The sequence below is a fragment of the Chitinophaga sp. H8 genome (genome assembly GCF_040567655.1).
Taxonomy (GTDB): Bacteria; Bacteroidota; Bacteroidia; order Chitinophagales; family Chitinophagaceae; genus Chitinophaga; species Chitinophaga defluvii.
In genome coordinates this window covers 3,400,486-3,416,778 of sequence record NZ_JBEXAC010000001.1, presented here as the reverse complement: position 1 = coordinate 3,416,778, position 16,293 = coordinate 3,400,486, and the positions used below count along the sequence as shown (strand labels likewise).

Here is a 16,293-nt window from a genome sequence, read left to right as displayed (position 1 = left end):
CTACAAAGGTATATTGCCGTGTTTTTTTCTGGGCATATTCACCACTTTATTTTCCAGCATTTTAAAACCTTTGATCAGTTTTACGCGGGCCTGTTCAGGAACAATCACCTCGTCAATATAGCCTTTTTCTGCAGCCAGATAAGGATTGGCAAAGCGTTCGGTATAGTCGGCCACGAGTTCATTCATGCGTGCTTCCGGATCTGCCGCCGCATCAATTTCTTTTTTGTAGATGATTTCCACTGCACCTTTGGCTCCCATTACCGCGATTTCGGCTTGTGGGAAGGCAAAGTTCAGATCAGCACCAATGTGTTTTGAGTTCATCACACAGTAGGCCCCGCCATAGGCTTTACGGGTAGTGACTGTTATTTTGGGCACGGTGGCTTCACTCAGGGCAAACAGGAGTTTAGCCCCATTGGTAATGATACCGTTCCACTCCTGGTCGGTGCCAGGTAAAAATCCCGGAACATCTACGAGTACCAGCAGGGGTACATTAAACGCATCGCAAAAGCGGGTGAAACGGGCCCCTTTTACGGAAGCATGTATATCCAGTACCCCCGCCAGGATAGCGGGCTGGTTGGCTACAATACCAATGCTCCTGCCAGCAATACGGGCAAAACCTACTATAATATTTTCAGCAAAATCGCGGTGTACTTCAAAAAAGCTATCCGTGTCCGTTATTTCCGCAATCACCTCTTTCATATCATAAGGTTGATTGGGATTGGCAGGGATCATATTGTTGAGGGCTTCCCGTACTTCGTTGGATGGCTCATAAGGGTATACCGGCGCCGTTTCCTCGCAGTTCTGGGGCACATAGCTCAGGAGCTGACGGATGTTCTGGATACATTCTACTTCGTTGCTGCAGGCAAAATGGGTAACCCCGCTTTTAGTAGCATGTGTTTGTGCGCCGCCCAGCTCTTCGGAAGTTACTTCCTCATGGGTAACGGTTTTAACCACGTTAGGCCCGGTTACGAACATATAGGAGGTTTGTTCCACCATCATAATAAAGTCTGTAATAGCCGGAGAGTATACAGCCCCTCCTGCACAGGGCCCCATGATTGCTGATATTTGTGGAATAACGCCGGAGGCACGGGTATTGCGATAGAAAATATCCGCATAACCTCCCAGGCTTACTACGCCTTCCTGGATACGGGCTCCTCCACTGTCATTCAATCCTACTACCGGCGCGCCGTTTTGCATAGCCAGGTCCAGGATCTTGCATATTTTACGGGCATGGGGCTCAGACAAGCTACCCCCATATACTGTAAAATCCTGTGAAAACACATATACCAGCCGTCCGTTGATATTACCGAAGCCTGTTACTACCCCATCACCTAAAAACTGTTCCTGGTCAGTGGTCAATCCCCGGTTACGGTTATTTACCAGCATATCCAATTCTTCAAAGGAGCCTTCATCCAGCAGCAATTGCAATCTTTCCCTGGCAGTGAGCTTACCCTTTTTATGTTGGGATGCAATACGCACTGCTCCGCCGCCCTGCATGGCTTCGGCTATCTTTGACTGTAGTTCAGCTATCTTGTTCATGGTTTTAAATAATGGGTAAAGCTAAAAAATAAAAGGATTCCTTTGTAAAAGGAATCCTTTGTATAATGTAAATGTAATGCTTTTACGGTTGCTTTTTCTTATACCACGGAATCTTGGGGGTGGTAATGGTATCACTGCTATTGCCGGCATTATCTATAATAAATGCCCTTACATGAAAGCTGTCGGGGGTGAAGTTGTCATCAATACCTACCCGGAAGTCATTGCTTTGCATGTTGACAGATACAATGGCATTCACGCTGTTGCCTTTATTGGCCTCTATGCCCGGCATTTGCCTGGAAGGAAAATCATTTTCATCTACAGGTGGCGTACCATCCACATAGTTAAGTATGTAAATATTGTTTTCGATGTCGCCATCCCCGTCTTTCACGTTAAACTCTATATCAAATTGCTGGGTGGTAGTATCTATAGATGAGATGGAGTAAGATCTGAAAGAAATCTGAGGTTTACTGCTCAGGGAGTCTTTCTTACAAGCATAAGCCAGGCAGATAATCACAGATAAAAGGAGCAATTTCTTCATATAACAAACCTACATTTTTTTAACTAAAATACAATGGTTCAGTGGATGGTAATCCCCCTTTTTAAGGATAACCACCTATTAAATTAAACGCTTTTTCAGCTTATTTGTTACTTCACCGGGGCTAAATTTGCAGTTCTCCCTAACTTTGGGTGATTTTTAAACGTTGGGAATACATGATGGAAACATCCCTGGAACATATATTTTCTTTAACCGCTGCCGGGCTGGAGCCTGCCGCGCTTTCTCTTTTTCAGTACCAGTACCAGGAAAATGAGCTTTACCGGGCTTATGTAAATGCCCTGCATATCAGGCCGGAAGAAGTCAGGTCTATCATGGGGATCCCCTTTTTACCCATCCAGTTCTTTAAAACGCACCAGGTAGTTTGTGGCCGTTTTGAACCAGAGGCAGTGTTCGAAAGCAGTGGAACTACCCAAACCATCAACAGCAGGCATCTGGTAAAAAAAGTGAGCCTGTATACCACGAGCTTTATGACAGCCTTTGAAAACAGGTATGGTGCGGTAAGTGATTATGTGGTATTAGGGTTACTACCTTCTTACCTGGAACGGCAACATTCCTCATTGGTACATATGGTGCAGGAAATGATTTTGCGGAGCGGGCATCCGGAAAGCGGGTTTTACCTGTATGAGCATGATAAATTGTATGCCCATTTACAGGCATTGGAAGCCCGTGGACAAAAAGTGCTGTTGATAGGGGTTACTTTCGGATTGCTGGATTTTGCAGAGCGGTATACCCTGCAGCTGCACCATACAATAGTAATGGAAACAGGGGGGATGAAAGGACGGAGAGAGGAATGGACCAGACAGGAAGTACATGGTTTTTTGCAGGAGAAACTAGGGGTAGCTGAGGTACATGCAGAATATGGTATGACAGAATTATTATCCCAGGCATATTCGGAGGGGAAAGGGGTTTTTACTACCCCCCCCTGGATGAAGGTACTGGTCCGGGATGAAAATGACCCTTTTCAGCTGGCAGATAAAAGTGCAGCAGGCGTTATTAATGTAATCGATCTGGCAAACGTGTACTCCTGTGCGTTTATTGCTACGGAAGATATTGGGAAAATCTATGCGGATGGGAGCTTTGAAGTACTGGGACGCTTAGATAGTTCCGCTTTAAGGGGATGTAGCCTGATGGTAAGTTAGGTGGAGTAAAATAGTAAGAAGGCTTTTATAGTTTAAATTTTTTATATGTATCTTGCCGGCAGAAAACTATCCTATGAAGCAGCCGGTATTGATAATACTGTGGTTAACCATGTGTATCCCTTGCGTACAGGCGCAATGGCTTAAGAAAGCAGGTGACAGGATTAAGTCTGTTACACAGCAGAAAACAGTTTCCCCGGATGAAGCAGCCATGGAGGAGGAAGATGCAGCGTATCCGTTTTCCGGAAAAAAAGAAGCAAAACCCATGAAGGCACTTACGATTGGTGGCGATGACCGGGTTTCCATTGATTCCAATTATGTTTTTGATGTGGCCGTGTATCAGGAAACGGAAGCTTTCCAGGGCAATCAGCGTGTGGTAAATGGAGGAGAGGAAATTGTGATTTATTACAGCAGTGAAAAACCGCAGTTCAGTATTCAACTGAATAGTAAAAGTACAGGAGCACGGTACCATTTTTATGCCGACTTTGAGAAGGAATCGCAATTAAGCATTACTGCTATACATAACATTGGCAGCGGCGAGAAACAACAGCTGGATCTGGAAACGATGGAGCCGGTATATCCCGGTGAAGTAGGTTATCTGACGCAACTTACCAGAACCGGCGCTAAAAAAGTAATTGCAGGTATCGCCTGTGAAGAGTATGTAGCACATAATTCCCGGAAAGATGCCAAGGTAACTGCTTCCAGCAATGCCAAGGTAACTGCTTATGTTTGGATCCCGATGAAGCTGCATACCTTATTTCAGGGGTATGGCCTGGTGGCGGAAAAATATAAAAAGCAGATTGAACATATGCTTACACAGGGTTTCTATCCTGCGGTAGTTTTTCCGCTGGAAATGTATATGCAATACGGCAATGGAGACAGGGTATACACCTATACTACTGATATTGTAGTAGGTGAAAAAAGAAAAGTAAATATTGCAGATATTATTAAGTAATATGGGCCTACCAGTTATTTTTCCATAGCAGCTTTTTTCAGTAGTACGGTCATCTCGTCCTGGTTGTGGTGATGTGTATTGGAAGAGGCTAATGCTTCCATGTAGGGAAAGCTGTGATGATCCATCCCAAATTTGTTCAGCAAATAAACATCCAGTTCATCTATTGATTTAGTCCCTTGTAGGTAATCGCGTAAAAAGAAACTAAAGTATTGCCTTTCTTTTTCAATCAACAGCACCAATGCAATTTTGTCTTTCAGCATATTGCTGTTCTTTTGACGGAAGATATACAGTGCCTGCTGATATTTTTTTTCTGTGAGGTGTTGTTTTTGCGCGGGTAACAGATACAGACAGAAATAGGCTACTGCCAGGTCTTCAAAAACAGCAGTAGCATCATCATCTGAATCTACATTGTGCCAGGTAGCCCATTCGTATAAATCTTCCTGGTCTATATTTCCTTTCAGTAGTTGTTCCAGGTGATGAATCAATCCAGCACGGGTAGGTATGGTATCGGAAGTGCTGGAAATATGTTCAACGATATCTGCGTAGTAGTTTTCATTTATATTCTGAGCGGCGCGGGTAAGCAAAAAAGTGACATCCTGGGTAGCGTACCGGCTTGTAATTTCTTCCCAATCAAATAAGCCATCTACTTCCTGTTTGATTTCATTTTTTGTCTTAGTCCCTTGAAGGTATGCCTTGATAAGGGTGATAAAAAAAACGGACGTTACCAGGGGCAATCTGTTAGTCATTGCAAGGTATTATTATTAGTTAGTGCCAATTTCATAGGTTACAGCAAAATTATTACCAATTCAGGAGGGCCCTAAACTTCCATGAAGTGATGAATCTGTGTTCAGGGGCCTGCTACTTGTACAGCATCAGAAACAGTTATTGTTCACTTTATTTTATTTCATTCCCGTGTATTACCAGGTCTAAAATAAAGCATTGTGATAATATTCCAAGCAATAGCGATGAAAAAGTGAAGAATATGTTACTGTTGGTCAACTGTGTTGACTATGTGAAATGTGGTATAAATCAGATTATTTACTAAATTTAGTATACCATGCTGCCCCTTGCTAAGTTACCGGCACATTATGTACATTGATATTTATAAGGCACAACGATTTAACTTTTATTTAGGAATCCGATAGTGAGTAATCACAGTAAATACAGATGATAGAATAGGTGCGTAAATACATCAAAAAGCATAAGTCTACATTTCCTCACATTGTTTTAAAATTAAACAAATGCAACAGAACAACACCTCTAACAAAAAAGTGATTTTTTCCGGGTCTTTAGTCGCTGCGGCTATCCTGGGCCTTACAGCAGTACAGGGTAATGCTGCTCCTGTTACTACTTATGCTCATCTGGGATCTGGTGCTGAAGTAAGAAATGCTTTGCTGGGTGGAAGCAATACCGGCAATGTATTTGAATTGAAATGTGGTGAAAAGAAGGATTCTACCGGTAAGGCAAAAGATGCCAAATGCGGGGCTTCAAAAGCCAGTAAAACAAAAGAAGGGAAATGTGGAGAAGGAAAATGCGGAGAGGGGAAATGTGGCAGTAAAAAAGGGAAGAAAGCGAAAAAGGATTCTACTGCTCCTGCCGCCGCAAAACCTGCAGCAGGCGCTAAGTAAGCTAAACATTTATTTGGGGCCAGGGGCAGGCTGCTGCCCCTGCTTTTTATTGCTTATAAAACCCAAAAGATATGGTAGGGTTAGGTTTCAGGCGTGATTTTGCTGATGAGTTTATTCTTGGTAAGCACATAAAACCGGATTTCGTGGAGTTTGCTCCCGAAAACTGGATGGGTATAGGCGGATACTGGAAAAAAGTATTACATCAGGTAGTAGAAAAGTATCCGGTATTGTGTCATGGCTTATCCCTTTCCATTGGCAGCCCGGATGAGCTGGACCAGGAATTCCTGAAATATGTGAAAGCATTTTTGCGGGAGTATAATGTACAGCTGTATTCAGAACATCTGAGTTATTCCAAGTGTGATAATGCCCATATGTATGACCTGTTGCCTATTCCTTTCCGACGAGATGCGGTAGCCCATATCGCTGCACGTATCAGACAGGTACAGGATTTTCTGGACCGGCCGCTGGCCATGGAAATAGTATCTTATTATACACCTGTTGCAGCAGAAATGAGCGAGGTAGAGTTTATCAATGAAGTAGTGCAGCAATCGGGGTGTCAGCTATTGCTGGATGTGAATAACATTTATGTAAATGCCTTCAATCATCAGTATAACGCAAAAGAATTTATACAACAGCTGCCATTGGATAAAGTAGCCTATATTCATATGGCGGGCCATGAACAGGTAGCTCCGGATCTGATCATTGATACACATGGAGAAGCCATCATAGATCCGGTGTATGAGCTTTTTGAATGGACGATACAACGGTTGCATCCTGTACCGGTATTGTTGGAAAGGGATTTTAATATTCCGGAAATGGAAGAATTGCAGGGCGAAATGAACCGGCTGCAAGCTATTTGTCACAAACAATGGAAGCAGAGAAATGAATTTGTTGCCTGACACCTATCATATTCAGCAAAACTTTTCGAAGTATTGCCGCACCGGTAAAAAAGCAGATCTGCCAGGTATTCCTGCCAACAGACTGAAACATTACCGCCGCCTCGTATTTAATGTAATCCAGGATACGATGGCATCCGCATTTCCCATTGCTTATAATAATATCCCCCGACGCAAATGGGATAAGATGCTGCAGGACTTTTTCAGTAATCACCATTGCCAGTCGTACCAGATGTGGAAGCTGCCACTGGAGTTTTACACTTATGCAGTAGAACATAACTGGGAGGAAAGCTACGCATTACCTTATCTGAATGACCTGCTTAGTTTTGAATGGGCAGAGATGGAAGTATATAACATGGAAGACCTTCCGGTACCTCCATACCGGCGGAATGGTAATTGGCTGGAAGAAGAGCTGGTATTAAACCCTGAATTCAGATTGCTGGCGCTGGCTTACCCGGTTCATTTAATAGCCCCTGTCAGGGAACTGGTGGCTAAAAAAGGTACCTATTATGTATTGATATACCGGCAGCCGGGAAGTGGAGAGGTGCAGTTTATTGACCTGTCTCCCTGGCTTGCATTTACAGTAGAGCAACTGGCACAGGGAAATCCGCTGTCTGCATTACTTGAATTTGCCCCTTCTTTGAATTTAACTGATATTCCCTCCCTGCAAAAAGATACCCTGGTATTTTTGCAGCAAATGCAGCAACAGCATTTTGTTATGGGGGTCAAGCCGTAGTTGTTTATTTTTTATATCTTTCTCCTTAAAATCAATTTAAGCATTTAAACATAGCCCCAATAACCTATAGCCATGAACAAAATTGTTTTGCTCTTGCTTGTTACCATGATGTTTAGTGGATGTCTGACCTATAACTACAGTAAGAGAACTTCCTCGTATCATACTGACGATGCTGATGTAGGCCCCTCCTTTTATGTTCCGATGAGTAAGAAAAAAGCGAAACGAACAGTGTATCCGTCTGAAGGCTTTGTAGCAGCTATCAGGCAGTACCGTTTTGAAAAGGGCTTTTTCCCCAATGATTTGTTGCTATTCGAGCATTTTAACGAAAAGAGCCGGCAGGGGGTGAAGCACATGAAAGAACGGGGTTTTGAAAACATGCACATTGAATATCTGTACCTGGATTCTCTGGTAATAGGGTTTGGGTACAGGCCTCCTATGCCGGAGCGAAAACAGGAAGTGCGCCTGGAGAAATATTTCACGGGAAAATTAATATTCACCACAAAAGATTCTATTTTTAATACGTTTACCAAACTGGACTAACGTATATGAAAACTAGCTCCACCACTGGCCTAAAAAAGTTTTTCCTGATTGCAGGTGCTTTATTGAGTACGTGGGGAGTATTGGCACAATTATATCTGGTATTGGTAGCACCCTTTAAGCCCGGTGTTACTTATGGTGGCGCAATCATCCGGGTATTTAGTTACATGACGATATGGACGAATACCCTGGTTGCATGTCATTTTATTACTGGTTGGCTGGCACCCACATCCCGGCTGAACACCTTTTTAACAAAGCCGCTTATCCAGACCGGTACACTGGTTTATATCCTCATAGTGGCCATTGTATATCATTTGCTGCTGGCTAATACCTGGAATCCTACTGGTTGGCAGGCTATTGTTGATACGGTATTACATTATGGGGTACCTGTTTTTTATCTGGTGTACTGGTTATTGTTTGGTATTATAGTCAGGCAGGAATATAAAAGCGCCGTAAAATGGCTCTTTTATCCTTTGTTATATGGTATTTATGCTTTGATCCGGGGAGTTATATGTCATGAATATCCTTACCCGTTTGTTGATGTAAATACATTAGGGTATCCTGAAGTATTCCGTAACATAGGTTTGCTCGCATTGGCCTATTATATTATTGGGATGTTCATCTTGTTGATGAATAATCTTTTCCTGGCTCCCAGGAGATCCTGATGCCTTTGTACACTTCGCTTATGGCTCATGCCAACGGAGCTGAAAAATAATATTCGTTGTCGTAGGGGTAAACAGATATAAGTCAGTCACAGTGTAAACAATTACACCTGACATGATACGCCAGCAGAGATTTATTATTCAGTTATGCCTGTTATTGGGATTACTTACGCAAGCTGATTTGTTGTTTGCCCAATTAGGGGGTGCTTCTTTAAATGGGCCAGGTATGGCCATAAGTGTTGATTATTTACCCGCCTCACGTTATATAAGACCGGAAGATAGCGTTAAAACAGGCTCCACTACTTCCCAGCAGCGCTTTAATTTTGGTGCCGCCTTTTTACTTTCCAATAAAGTAGATACTGCCACGGGGAAGCTAAGGGTGTGGTCTGCGTCTTTATCAGGGTCTTATGCACAGCTGGAAAATAAAGATTATGAGAAGAATATATATCCGGATGAGTTACTGGGTACTCAGATAGGATTGCAGCATTACCGGAGCTTAAATAAGCGGTGGACAATGCTGGCACTCTTATCAGCAGGGATCAATACAGACATGGAAAAGATAGATCAGAATGACTTGTTTGTGAACGGAGGAGTAGTCTTTATCAGAAAACATAACCCTAAATTATCTTATGGTATTGGCGTCGTGCTAACCAATTCATTTGGTATGCCCATGGTATTACCCGCGTTTTTAGTACAGTGGAAAACCGGCGAACGGTTTAAGATAGATGTTGTTTTCCCGGAGAAGCTGAGTGTATCCACGAGATTGAACCGGTATGCAGATATTGGATTGGCGTTCCGGATGCAGGGAGCCGCCTATGATGTAGAAAAACGTACCGATGGCAAACGGCTGATGGGCTATGCCGAAATGAAGTTGGGGCTTGAAAATACATGGCATCTGAGCCGGAAGATTGATTTTATTGCTTCAGGAGGAAGTATGCTTTTTAGTACTACCAGTTTCCAGGAAAAGAAGTTGTCAGAAATGTTTAAGCCTAAAGCAGAGCACCGGCTGGCCACCAATTATTTCCTCAGTGCAGGTTTGCGCTGGAATTTTGCGCCAGCCCGCAGGTAATATGATTATACATAGCTTAACCACCAGTGGGTATGCTGCTTTTTATACTGTTGAAACCGGCGGCAGGGGAAATACAATAAAATAACCGCCCCTATCCATATGGTATATACGAAAGGTAAGCTGAATCCAAATTGTGCCGGCCGGAAGAGGAAAATGGAAGCCGGATCTGCAATTTGAGCAGCGGTATACCCCGACAGGAAAAAGACGATTACCAGCAAACTGTGTAATAAATAAAAATGCAGCAGATAATAGAAGAAGGGCACGCTGCCATATACGCTGACTATCCGGGCCCATCCTGTTTTGGCGTTTTCCAGCAAGGGGAGGGCCACCAAACCAGGGCCTAATGTCATACAAAGGTATTGGAGGGAGGGGGGATATTTGCTGGTGTTAAGAAAGGCCAGCAGGTTGGAGAGAAAATCCTGCTGTGGTTTCCACGGAAGTGGATTACCATATACATTAATGATACGGAGGCTCATAAACAGCGCCACCAGGAAAAATCCGGCTGAAAGGAGCACATGTTTCCGCTTTTCTGCCGGATACGCCTGCGTATATAAATACCCTGTACAATATCCCAGGAGCATTACTCCTGTCCATGGAAGGATGGTATAAAAGATCCCCACAAAATGATGAGTATCCAATGGTACTACAATACCGGGGGAGGTGAGCAAGGCAGACCATAATATGCCTGTAACGCCTGTAGCCGGCAGGGTGGCATAATTGGAGAGGTTGTGCCCAAAGAACAGAACCAACCCGGTAATTAATACTGCTTTGTAACCCAGGCGGCTTAAAAGGCCCAGAATGACCATACTCCAGCCAATGGCCCATATTACCTGCAGAATGATAAAATTATAGAAGGGATTAAAGGTTAGCCCCAGCGTAACCAGGGTAATTTCTATTAAGACCAGCCATAACCCTCTCTTTATCAGAAAAAGGCTGGCTTGTTGGCGTGTTCTCCGTTGTGCGGCCAGAAAAGCGGATATGCCGGAAAGAAATACAAACAACGGTGCACAATAGTGTGTAATCCAACGGGTGAAGTATAACGCAGGAGTAGTCGTAGCAATATCCAGGGGATCGGCAGTAATAGCCGTTTGATGAAAGAAATCCCGGGTATGGTCTAATGCCATAATTATCATGATAATACCTCTTAGGATATCTATAGAAGCAATACGATAGGAAGACGATGGCATGGTGGAATTTATTTAGGGGTATCGTATTTTTTGCCGGGAATGCTTACCGGTCATCACAATGATAATAAATATACAAATAAGTACTGATAACTTGATACTACGGCTTGGGCGGGCTTGTCAGATATCCCTGGAATTATCCCGGAAGTGTATAGGACAGAATAGGATGGACACCTATTTTCATTATATTATCTTAAATGCCATAACGCCATGGGCTTCCACGTAATCTAAAACAACACGTTATGATTAGAAATAATATCTATTATCATGAATGATTGGTTTACCTTATTATATTATAAGAGAGCCAATTAACAAACTTTAAGATTCAGCATCATTATTATTAAGTAAAACTTACTATGCGTATATCCAGCAACCCATCTCTAAAATCACTATTTACCCTTACAGTTGCTATTCTTGTAGGAATTTCCTGTAACTCAGTAAAAGATCCGGCATCGGATGAGGCCAACGCGGATCCGAAGATTGCAAAACTTAAACTCCCGGCAGATTTTCGTGCGGAGCATTTATATAATCCTTCCGCAGAGGGATTAGGTTCCTGGGTGTCCATGACATTTGACGATAAAGGAAGAATGATTGTATCCGACCAGTATGGCTCCTTGTACCGCTTGGTACTTCCGGCAATCGGGGATACTACCAAACCTAAAGTAGAAAAACTGGACATCATCGACAGTAACAGTAAAGACACTGCCAAACCCAAAGTATCCATGGGATATGCACAGGGTTTGTTATATGCCTTTAATAGTTTGTATGTGATGGTAAATCACAGCAGCAATGATGAATTTAAAAAAGGTAGTGGATTATACCGTTTACAAGATACAAACGGTGACGACCAGTTTGATAAAATCACTTTGCTGAAAGCTTTGGATGGAGAGGGAGAACACGGCCCTCACAGCATCGTTTTATCTCCGGATAAAAAATCCATGTATGTGGTGGCAGGTAACTTTACCGCGATCCCTAAAATGGATAGCTATAGGGCGCTTCCGGTATGGCAGATAGACAATGTGCTGCCATTGCTGCGGGACCCTAACGGACATGACAATACGGTAGCTAACCATGGTGGATGGATTGCCCATATTGACTCTACCGGTACCAATTGGGAACTGGTAAGCTCAGGATACCGTAATCCGTTTGATATTGCCTTTAATGATGCCGGCGAGCTCTTTACCTATGATTCAGATATGGAGTGGGATTTTGGAACGCCCTGGTACCGTCCTACACGTATCTGCCATGTAACCAGCGGCAGTGAATACGGCTGGCGTGCAGGTACCGAAAAATGGTCGCCCCGCTACCCAGATAACCTTCCTCCTTTATTAAATATAGGACAAGGATCACCTACTAACTTTATTTATGGTGGTCATGCTAACTTCCCGGAGAAATACCGCAAATCCCTGTTTGCCTTTGACTGGAGCTTTGGTATTATCTATGCTATCCAGACGCAGGCAGACGGAGCATCTTATAAAGCCAATGCAGAAGAATTCTTGTCCGGTTCTCCTTTGCCATTAACAGATGGTGCTATAGGACCTGATGGTGCTATGTATTTCCTAACTGGCGGCCGCAGGCTGGAGTCAGATCTTTACCGTATTTATTACACCGGAAAAGATGCTGAAAAAGGTGAAATGGTGGCAGTGGAGCCAACAGCAGACCAGAAGTTACGTCGTCAGCTGGAAGAATACCATGGTGCCCCTAAAGCAGGTGCCGTTGATTTTGTTTGGCCTTATTTAAAGCATAGTGACCGCTTTATCCGCTTTGCGGCAAGAATTGCTTTAGAGCATCAGCCGGTAGCCCAATGGCAGGACCGCGTATTAAACGAAAAAGATCCGGTTGCATTAACTACTGCTACGCTGGCCCTGGCTCGTCAGGGGAATGCCGCTGTGAAAACACAGGCATTGAAATCACTGATGGGCGTGGATTATACACAGCTGACGGAACAGCAACAAATAGATTTCCTGCGTGCAATTGAACTGGTTTGTGCCCGCATGGGTGAACCAGATGCTGCTACCAAAGCACAATTGGCTGCTTACCTGAATCCGCAATACCCGGCTAAAACAAATGACCTGAACCGGTCCTTGAGCAAACTGATGGTATACCTGGATGCTCCGGAAGCAGTGGCTAAAACAATGGCATTGATGAGCGTAGCCGTAGATGATACCACCGGCCAGAAAACAGCGATGGAATCGTCTGATCTGATCCTGCGTAATCCACAATACGGAATGGATATTGCCAACATGTTATCCAAAATGCCTCCTTTACAACAAACCTATTATGCAATAGCGCTTAGTGCTGCTAAAAATGGCTGGACACCTGAGCTGCGGGATCAATACTTCCAGTGGTTCTATAAAGCATTTAGTTATAAAGGTGGACACAGCTTCGTCGGCTTTATTGACAATGCCAGGAAAAATGCACTTAATAATGTGCCTAAACCTGACTTCGCGCATTTCAATGCTATATCCGGCGATTCTCTTGTAAACACTTCCCGTAATAATACGGTGCAGGGATCTGTTCAACCTAAAGGACCAGGAAGAGGCTGGAATGTAGAAGAGGCATTGGCTGTTGTTGAGAAAGGAGAGGGCCCCCGTAATTATGAACAGGGTAAAGCCATGTTTACCGCATCTCTTTGTGGCGCCTGTCATGGTATGCGTGGAGAAGGCGGTACTGCCGGTCCTGACCTGACACAACTGGGTAGCCGCTTTTCTACAAAGGATATTCTGGAAGCGATCATTGATCCGGGAAAAACTATTTCTGATCAGTATGGCGCTACCGAATTTAAACTGAAAGCAGGTGGATCAGTAGTAGGCCGGTTGGTAAAACAGGATAGCGAGAAATACTATATCTCCCAGAATCCATTTGCACCACAGGTATTGAAAGAAGTACTGAAGAAAGATGTGAAGAATACCGCCGTTTCTACTGTTTCTCCTATGTTGCCAGGATTGATTAACAGGCTGAATGAAGATGAACTGAGAGATCTTATTGCTTATTTGAAGTCTGGCGGTAATGCACAGGACACTGTTTTTGTAGCTAAAAAATAATAATAGGGAGATAAAATAAAAGTGGCATTATGAGTGATCCGAAATGGAAAGGCAAAATATCCCATCATGCACAGCTGGGAGGGATAGAAACAGCGGTCATCGATAATGGTCCGGGCAGAGGAGTGCGGATCGCCTGGATCAATACAGGTACAGGCCTTCGTTATAAGGTGGTAATTGACCGGGCGATGGATATTATGGATGCATTTTATAATCAGCATAATTTGTCCTGGCTGAGCTGTACAGGCATCACACCTCCAGCGCCCTTTTCGGATAAGGGCATTGAATGGTTGCGAACCTTTGGTGGCGGATTGATTACTACCTGTGGGCTCTCCCATGTTGGAGGTCCCGATAAGGATGCATTTGGAGAACGCAGCCTGCATGGAAGAATCAGTAATGCACCTGCTGAAATTATATCCATCATACAGCCAGACCCCGCTATGGGCAAGCTGGAGATGAGTATTACGGGTATTATCCGGGAAGCTACTGCATTAGGGCCCAACCTTATTCTGAAACGCACCATTTCAGGTGTACTGGGAGAAGCAGGTATTCAGGTAAAGGACGAAGTGATCAACCGGGGCAATACCCCTATGCCACATATGCTGTTATATCATATGAATTTTGGTTGGCCAATAGTAGATGAAGGAGCCCGTATCATCTGGAATGGTAGCTGGACATCCAGGGATGAAAAAAGCAGTGAGATCTTCCGGGAAGGAAATGATTTTTACACCTGTCCGCCTCCGTTGGCCAGTCATGCAGGTACGGGAGAAGCTGCTGCTTACATTGATGTGGCAGCAGATGCTGATGGTACTTGTACGTGCGGGGTGTATAATCCTGCACTCAATATGGCGGTAGCTATAAAATTCCGGAAGAAGGAATTACCCTGGCTAACCAACTGGCAGCACTGGGGAGAAGGGGAGTATATTATGGGGCTTGAGCCTGGTACTAACCCACCTATCGGTCAGAAAGCGGCCAGAGAGCAAGGTACATTACGTCAGCTGGCACCAGGAGAGCAATGTAATTATCATCTGGATATCAGGATATTGACCGACCAGCAGGCCATCAACAAATTTTTAAACGATACCACTAACGTGAATTGAAAATCATATTAATTGTAACCAATGGAAAAATTAAGTTTAGCTCAAAAAGCCTTTGATCAGGGAAAAGGAATTTTACGTCTGGCACCTAACTGGGTACCAAGATCATTTTGTGTACCAGGAAGAAGGATTAAACTTCATCCGGACGATTATTATGTATTGGGTGGCGTACGTGGTGGTATTGATGAACGTTGGTTATCATCTACTACACCCGCCAAGAATGGGCCATTAACCGGCGAAAATGAAGGGTTAAGCGTTGTGATTTTTAATGACGGTACAAAAGAAGAACGTATCTTATTAAAAGATGCGATCAGCGAGCTGAAAGGTGCGGTGATCGGCAAGCGTTTGTGGGATACTTATGGTGCATGGCCTATGTACTCCAAGTTTTTTGATAATATGGGACCACTTCCCCATCACATACATCATAATGACGAAAAAGCGGCATTGATTGGGCAGCTGGGCAAACCGGAAGCTTATTATTTTCCACCTCAGCTCAATAATCATGGGGGTGATTTTCCTTACACATTTATGGGAATTTCTCCGGGTACTACCAGAGATGAGATCCGTGAGTGTCTGAAGAATTTTACCAAGGGTGATAACAAGATCACCAGCTATTCCCAGGCCTTTAAGCTAGATCCGGGAACAGGATGGGATGTGCCGCCAGGATTATTGCACGCACCAGGTAGCTTATGTACTTATGAACCACAGAAAGCATCGGATGTATTTGCCATGTACCAGTCACTGGTAAATGAAGCGATTATTCCGGAAGAGCTATTGTGGAATGGTACACCAAAAGAAAGCATAGGCGATTTTGAGGCCCTGCTGGATGTAATAGACTGGGATCTGAACCTGGATCCTAATATTCATGAAAACCGCTACATGGCGCCTAAGCCGGTAAAACCCCTGGCAGAAATGCAGGCTGCGGGATATACGGAAAACTGGATCTGTTATAAATCAGATGCTTTCAGTGCGAAAGAGCTGACCATTCAACCAGGTGCAACGGTGGTGATAAAAGATAGTGCAGCTTATGGTATCATTATGATGCAGGGCCATGGTAAAATGGGTGTGTGGGATATAGAAACGCCTTCCCTGATCCGTTACGGGCAACTGACTAATGATGAGTTTTTTATCAGCGAACAGGCTGCTGTGGAAGGGGTTAAAATAGTAAACGCTTCTGCTACAGATCCTATTGTGATGCTGAAACACTTTGGACCGGGAAACCCTGATCTGGTTTTAAAATAAGCTGTTAGCTATTGG

The 16,293-nt window shown here is 43.8% G+C and carries 15 protein-coding genes; 11 read left to right on the top strand and 4 right to left on the bottom strand.

The window, feature by feature from the left end:
- A complete protein-coding gene (locus ABR189_RS13010) occupies nucleotides 1-1,539 on the bottom strand; it encodes an acyl-CoA carboxylase subunit beta (RefSeq protein ID WP_354660934.1) in 1,539 nt (512 codons plus the stop codon).
- An 82-nt stretch (nucleotides 1,540-1,621) separates the two neighbouring features.
- Nucleotides 1,622-2,077 (bottom strand): hypothetical protein, encoded by a 456-nt coding sequence (locus ABR189_RS13005; protein ID WP_354660933.1) that lies wholly within the window; start codon nucleotides 2,075-2,077, stop codon nucleotides 1,622-1,624.
- A gap of 173 nt (nucleotides 2,078-2,250) precedes the next feature.
- Between ABR189_RS13005 and ABR189_RS13000 the strand changes: the two genes are divergently transcribed.
- Both ABR189_RS13000 and ABR189_RS12995 read left to right on the top strand, forming a co-directional pair.
- Entirely contained in the window at nucleotides 2,251-3,234 is a 984-nt protein-coding gene (locus ABR189_RS13000; RefSeq protein ID WP_354660932.1) for an acyl transferase, read from the top strand.
- Between the two features lie 109 nt (nucleotides 3,235-3,343).
- Nucleotides 3,344-4,186 carry a hypothetical protein gene (locus ABR189_RS12995; RefSeq protein WP_354660931.1) on the top strand — a complete coding sequence of 281 codons (843 nt, stop codon included), beginning with the start codon at nucleotides 3,344-3,346 and terminating at the stop codon, nucleotides 4,184-4,186.
- Between the two features lie 14 nt (nucleotides 4,187-4,200).
- On the opposite strand, the gene ABR189_RS12990 is transcribed toward ABR189_RS12995, so the two are convergent.
- Nucleotides 4,201-4,932, bottom strand: coding sequence for a hypothetical protein (locus ABR189_RS12990; RefSeq protein WP_354660930.1), 732 nt, complete (start codon nucleotides 4,930-4,932; stop codon nucleotides 4,201-4,203).
- Between the two features lie 495 nt (nucleotides 4,933-5,427).
- On the opposite strand from ABR189_RS12990, the gene ABR189_RS12985 reads away from it, so the two are divergent.
- From ABR189_RS12985 to ABR189_RS12960, 6 genes are all read left to right on the top strand, one after another.
- Nucleotides 5,428-5,814 carry an HvfA family oxazolone/thioamide-modified RiPP metallophore gene (locus ABR189_RS12985; protein WP_354660929.1) on the top strand — a complete coding sequence of 129 codons (387 nt, stop codon included), beginning with the start codon at nucleotides 5,428-5,430 and terminating at the stop codon, nucleotides 5,812-5,814.
- 71 nt (nucleotides 5,815-5,885) lie between these two features.
- Nucleotides 5,886-6,713 carry an HvfB family MNIO-type RiPP peptide maturase gene (locus tag ABR189_RS12980; RefSeq protein WP_354660928.1) on the top strand — a complete coding sequence of 276 codons (828 nt, stop codon included), beginning with the start codon at nucleotides 5,886-5,888 and terminating at the stop codon, nucleotides 6,711-6,713.
- A complete protein-coding gene (locus ABR189_RS12975; protein WP_354660927.1) occupies nucleotides 6,697-7,446 on the top strand; it encodes an HvfC/BufC N-terminal domain-containing protein in 750 nt (249 codons plus the stop codon). The genes ABR189_RS12980 and ABR189_RS12975 overlap by 17 nt, the downstream gene beginning before the upstream one ends.
- Nucleotides 7,447-7,518: 72 nt before the next feature.
- Nucleotides 7,519-7,986, top strand: coding sequence for a hypothetical protein (locus ABR189_RS12970; RefSeq protein ID WP_354660926.1), 468 nt, complete (start codon nucleotides 7,519-7,521; stop codon nucleotides 7,984-7,986).
- Nucleotides 7,987-7,991: 5 nt separating this feature from the next.
- On the top strand, nucleotides 7,992-8,648 hold the full coding sequence (locus ABR189_RS12965) for a Pr6Pr family membrane protein (protein ID WP_354660925.1): 657 nt from the start codon (nucleotides 7,992-7,994) through the stop codon (nucleotides 8,646-8,648).
- 112 nt (nucleotides 8,649-8,760) lie between these two features.
- Entirely contained in the window at nucleotides 8,761-9,714 is a 954-nt protein-coding gene (locus ABR189_RS12960) for a DUF6268 family outer membrane beta-barrel protein (RefSeq protein WP_354660924.1), read from the top strand.
- 5 nt (nucleotides 9,715-9,719) lie between these two features.
- Here ABR189_RS12960 and ABR189_RS12955 read toward each other — a convergent pair whose 3' ends face one another.
- Nucleotides 9,720-10,901: an acetyltransferase domain-containing protein gene (locus tag ABR189_RS12955; protein WP_354660923.1), complete on the bottom strand. Its 1,182-nt coding sequence runs from the start codon at nucleotides 10,899-10,901 to the stop codon at nucleotides 9,720-9,722.
- 353 nt (nucleotides 10,902-11,254) lie between these two features.
- Between ABR189_RS12955 and ABR189_RS12950 the strand changes: the two genes are divergently transcribed.
- From ABR189_RS12950 to ABR189_RS12940, 3 genes are read left to right on the top strand one after another with little or no spacing between them, the layout of a single operon-like run.
- The gene (locus tag ABR189_RS12950; protein WP_354660922.1) at nucleotides 11,255-13,942 is read left to right on the top strand and encodes a c-type cytochrome; all 2,688 of its coding nucleotides are present in this window, start codon (nucleotides 11,255-11,257) and stop codon (nucleotides 13,940-13,942) included.
- Between the two features lie 29 nt (nucleotides 13,943-13,971).
- Entirely contained in the window at nucleotides 13,972-15,039 is a 1,068-nt protein-coding gene (locus ABR189_RS12945) for an aldose 1-epimerase family protein (RefSeq protein ID WP_354660921.1), read from the top strand.
- A 21-nt stretch (nucleotides 15,040-15,060) separates the two neighbouring features.
- A complete protein-coding gene (locus ABR189_RS12940; protein ID WP_354660920.1) occupies nucleotides 15,061-16,278 on the top strand; it encodes a class I mannose-6-phosphate isomerase in 1,218 nt (405 codons plus the stop codon).
- Nucleotides 16,279-16,293 lie beyond the last annotated feature (15 nt).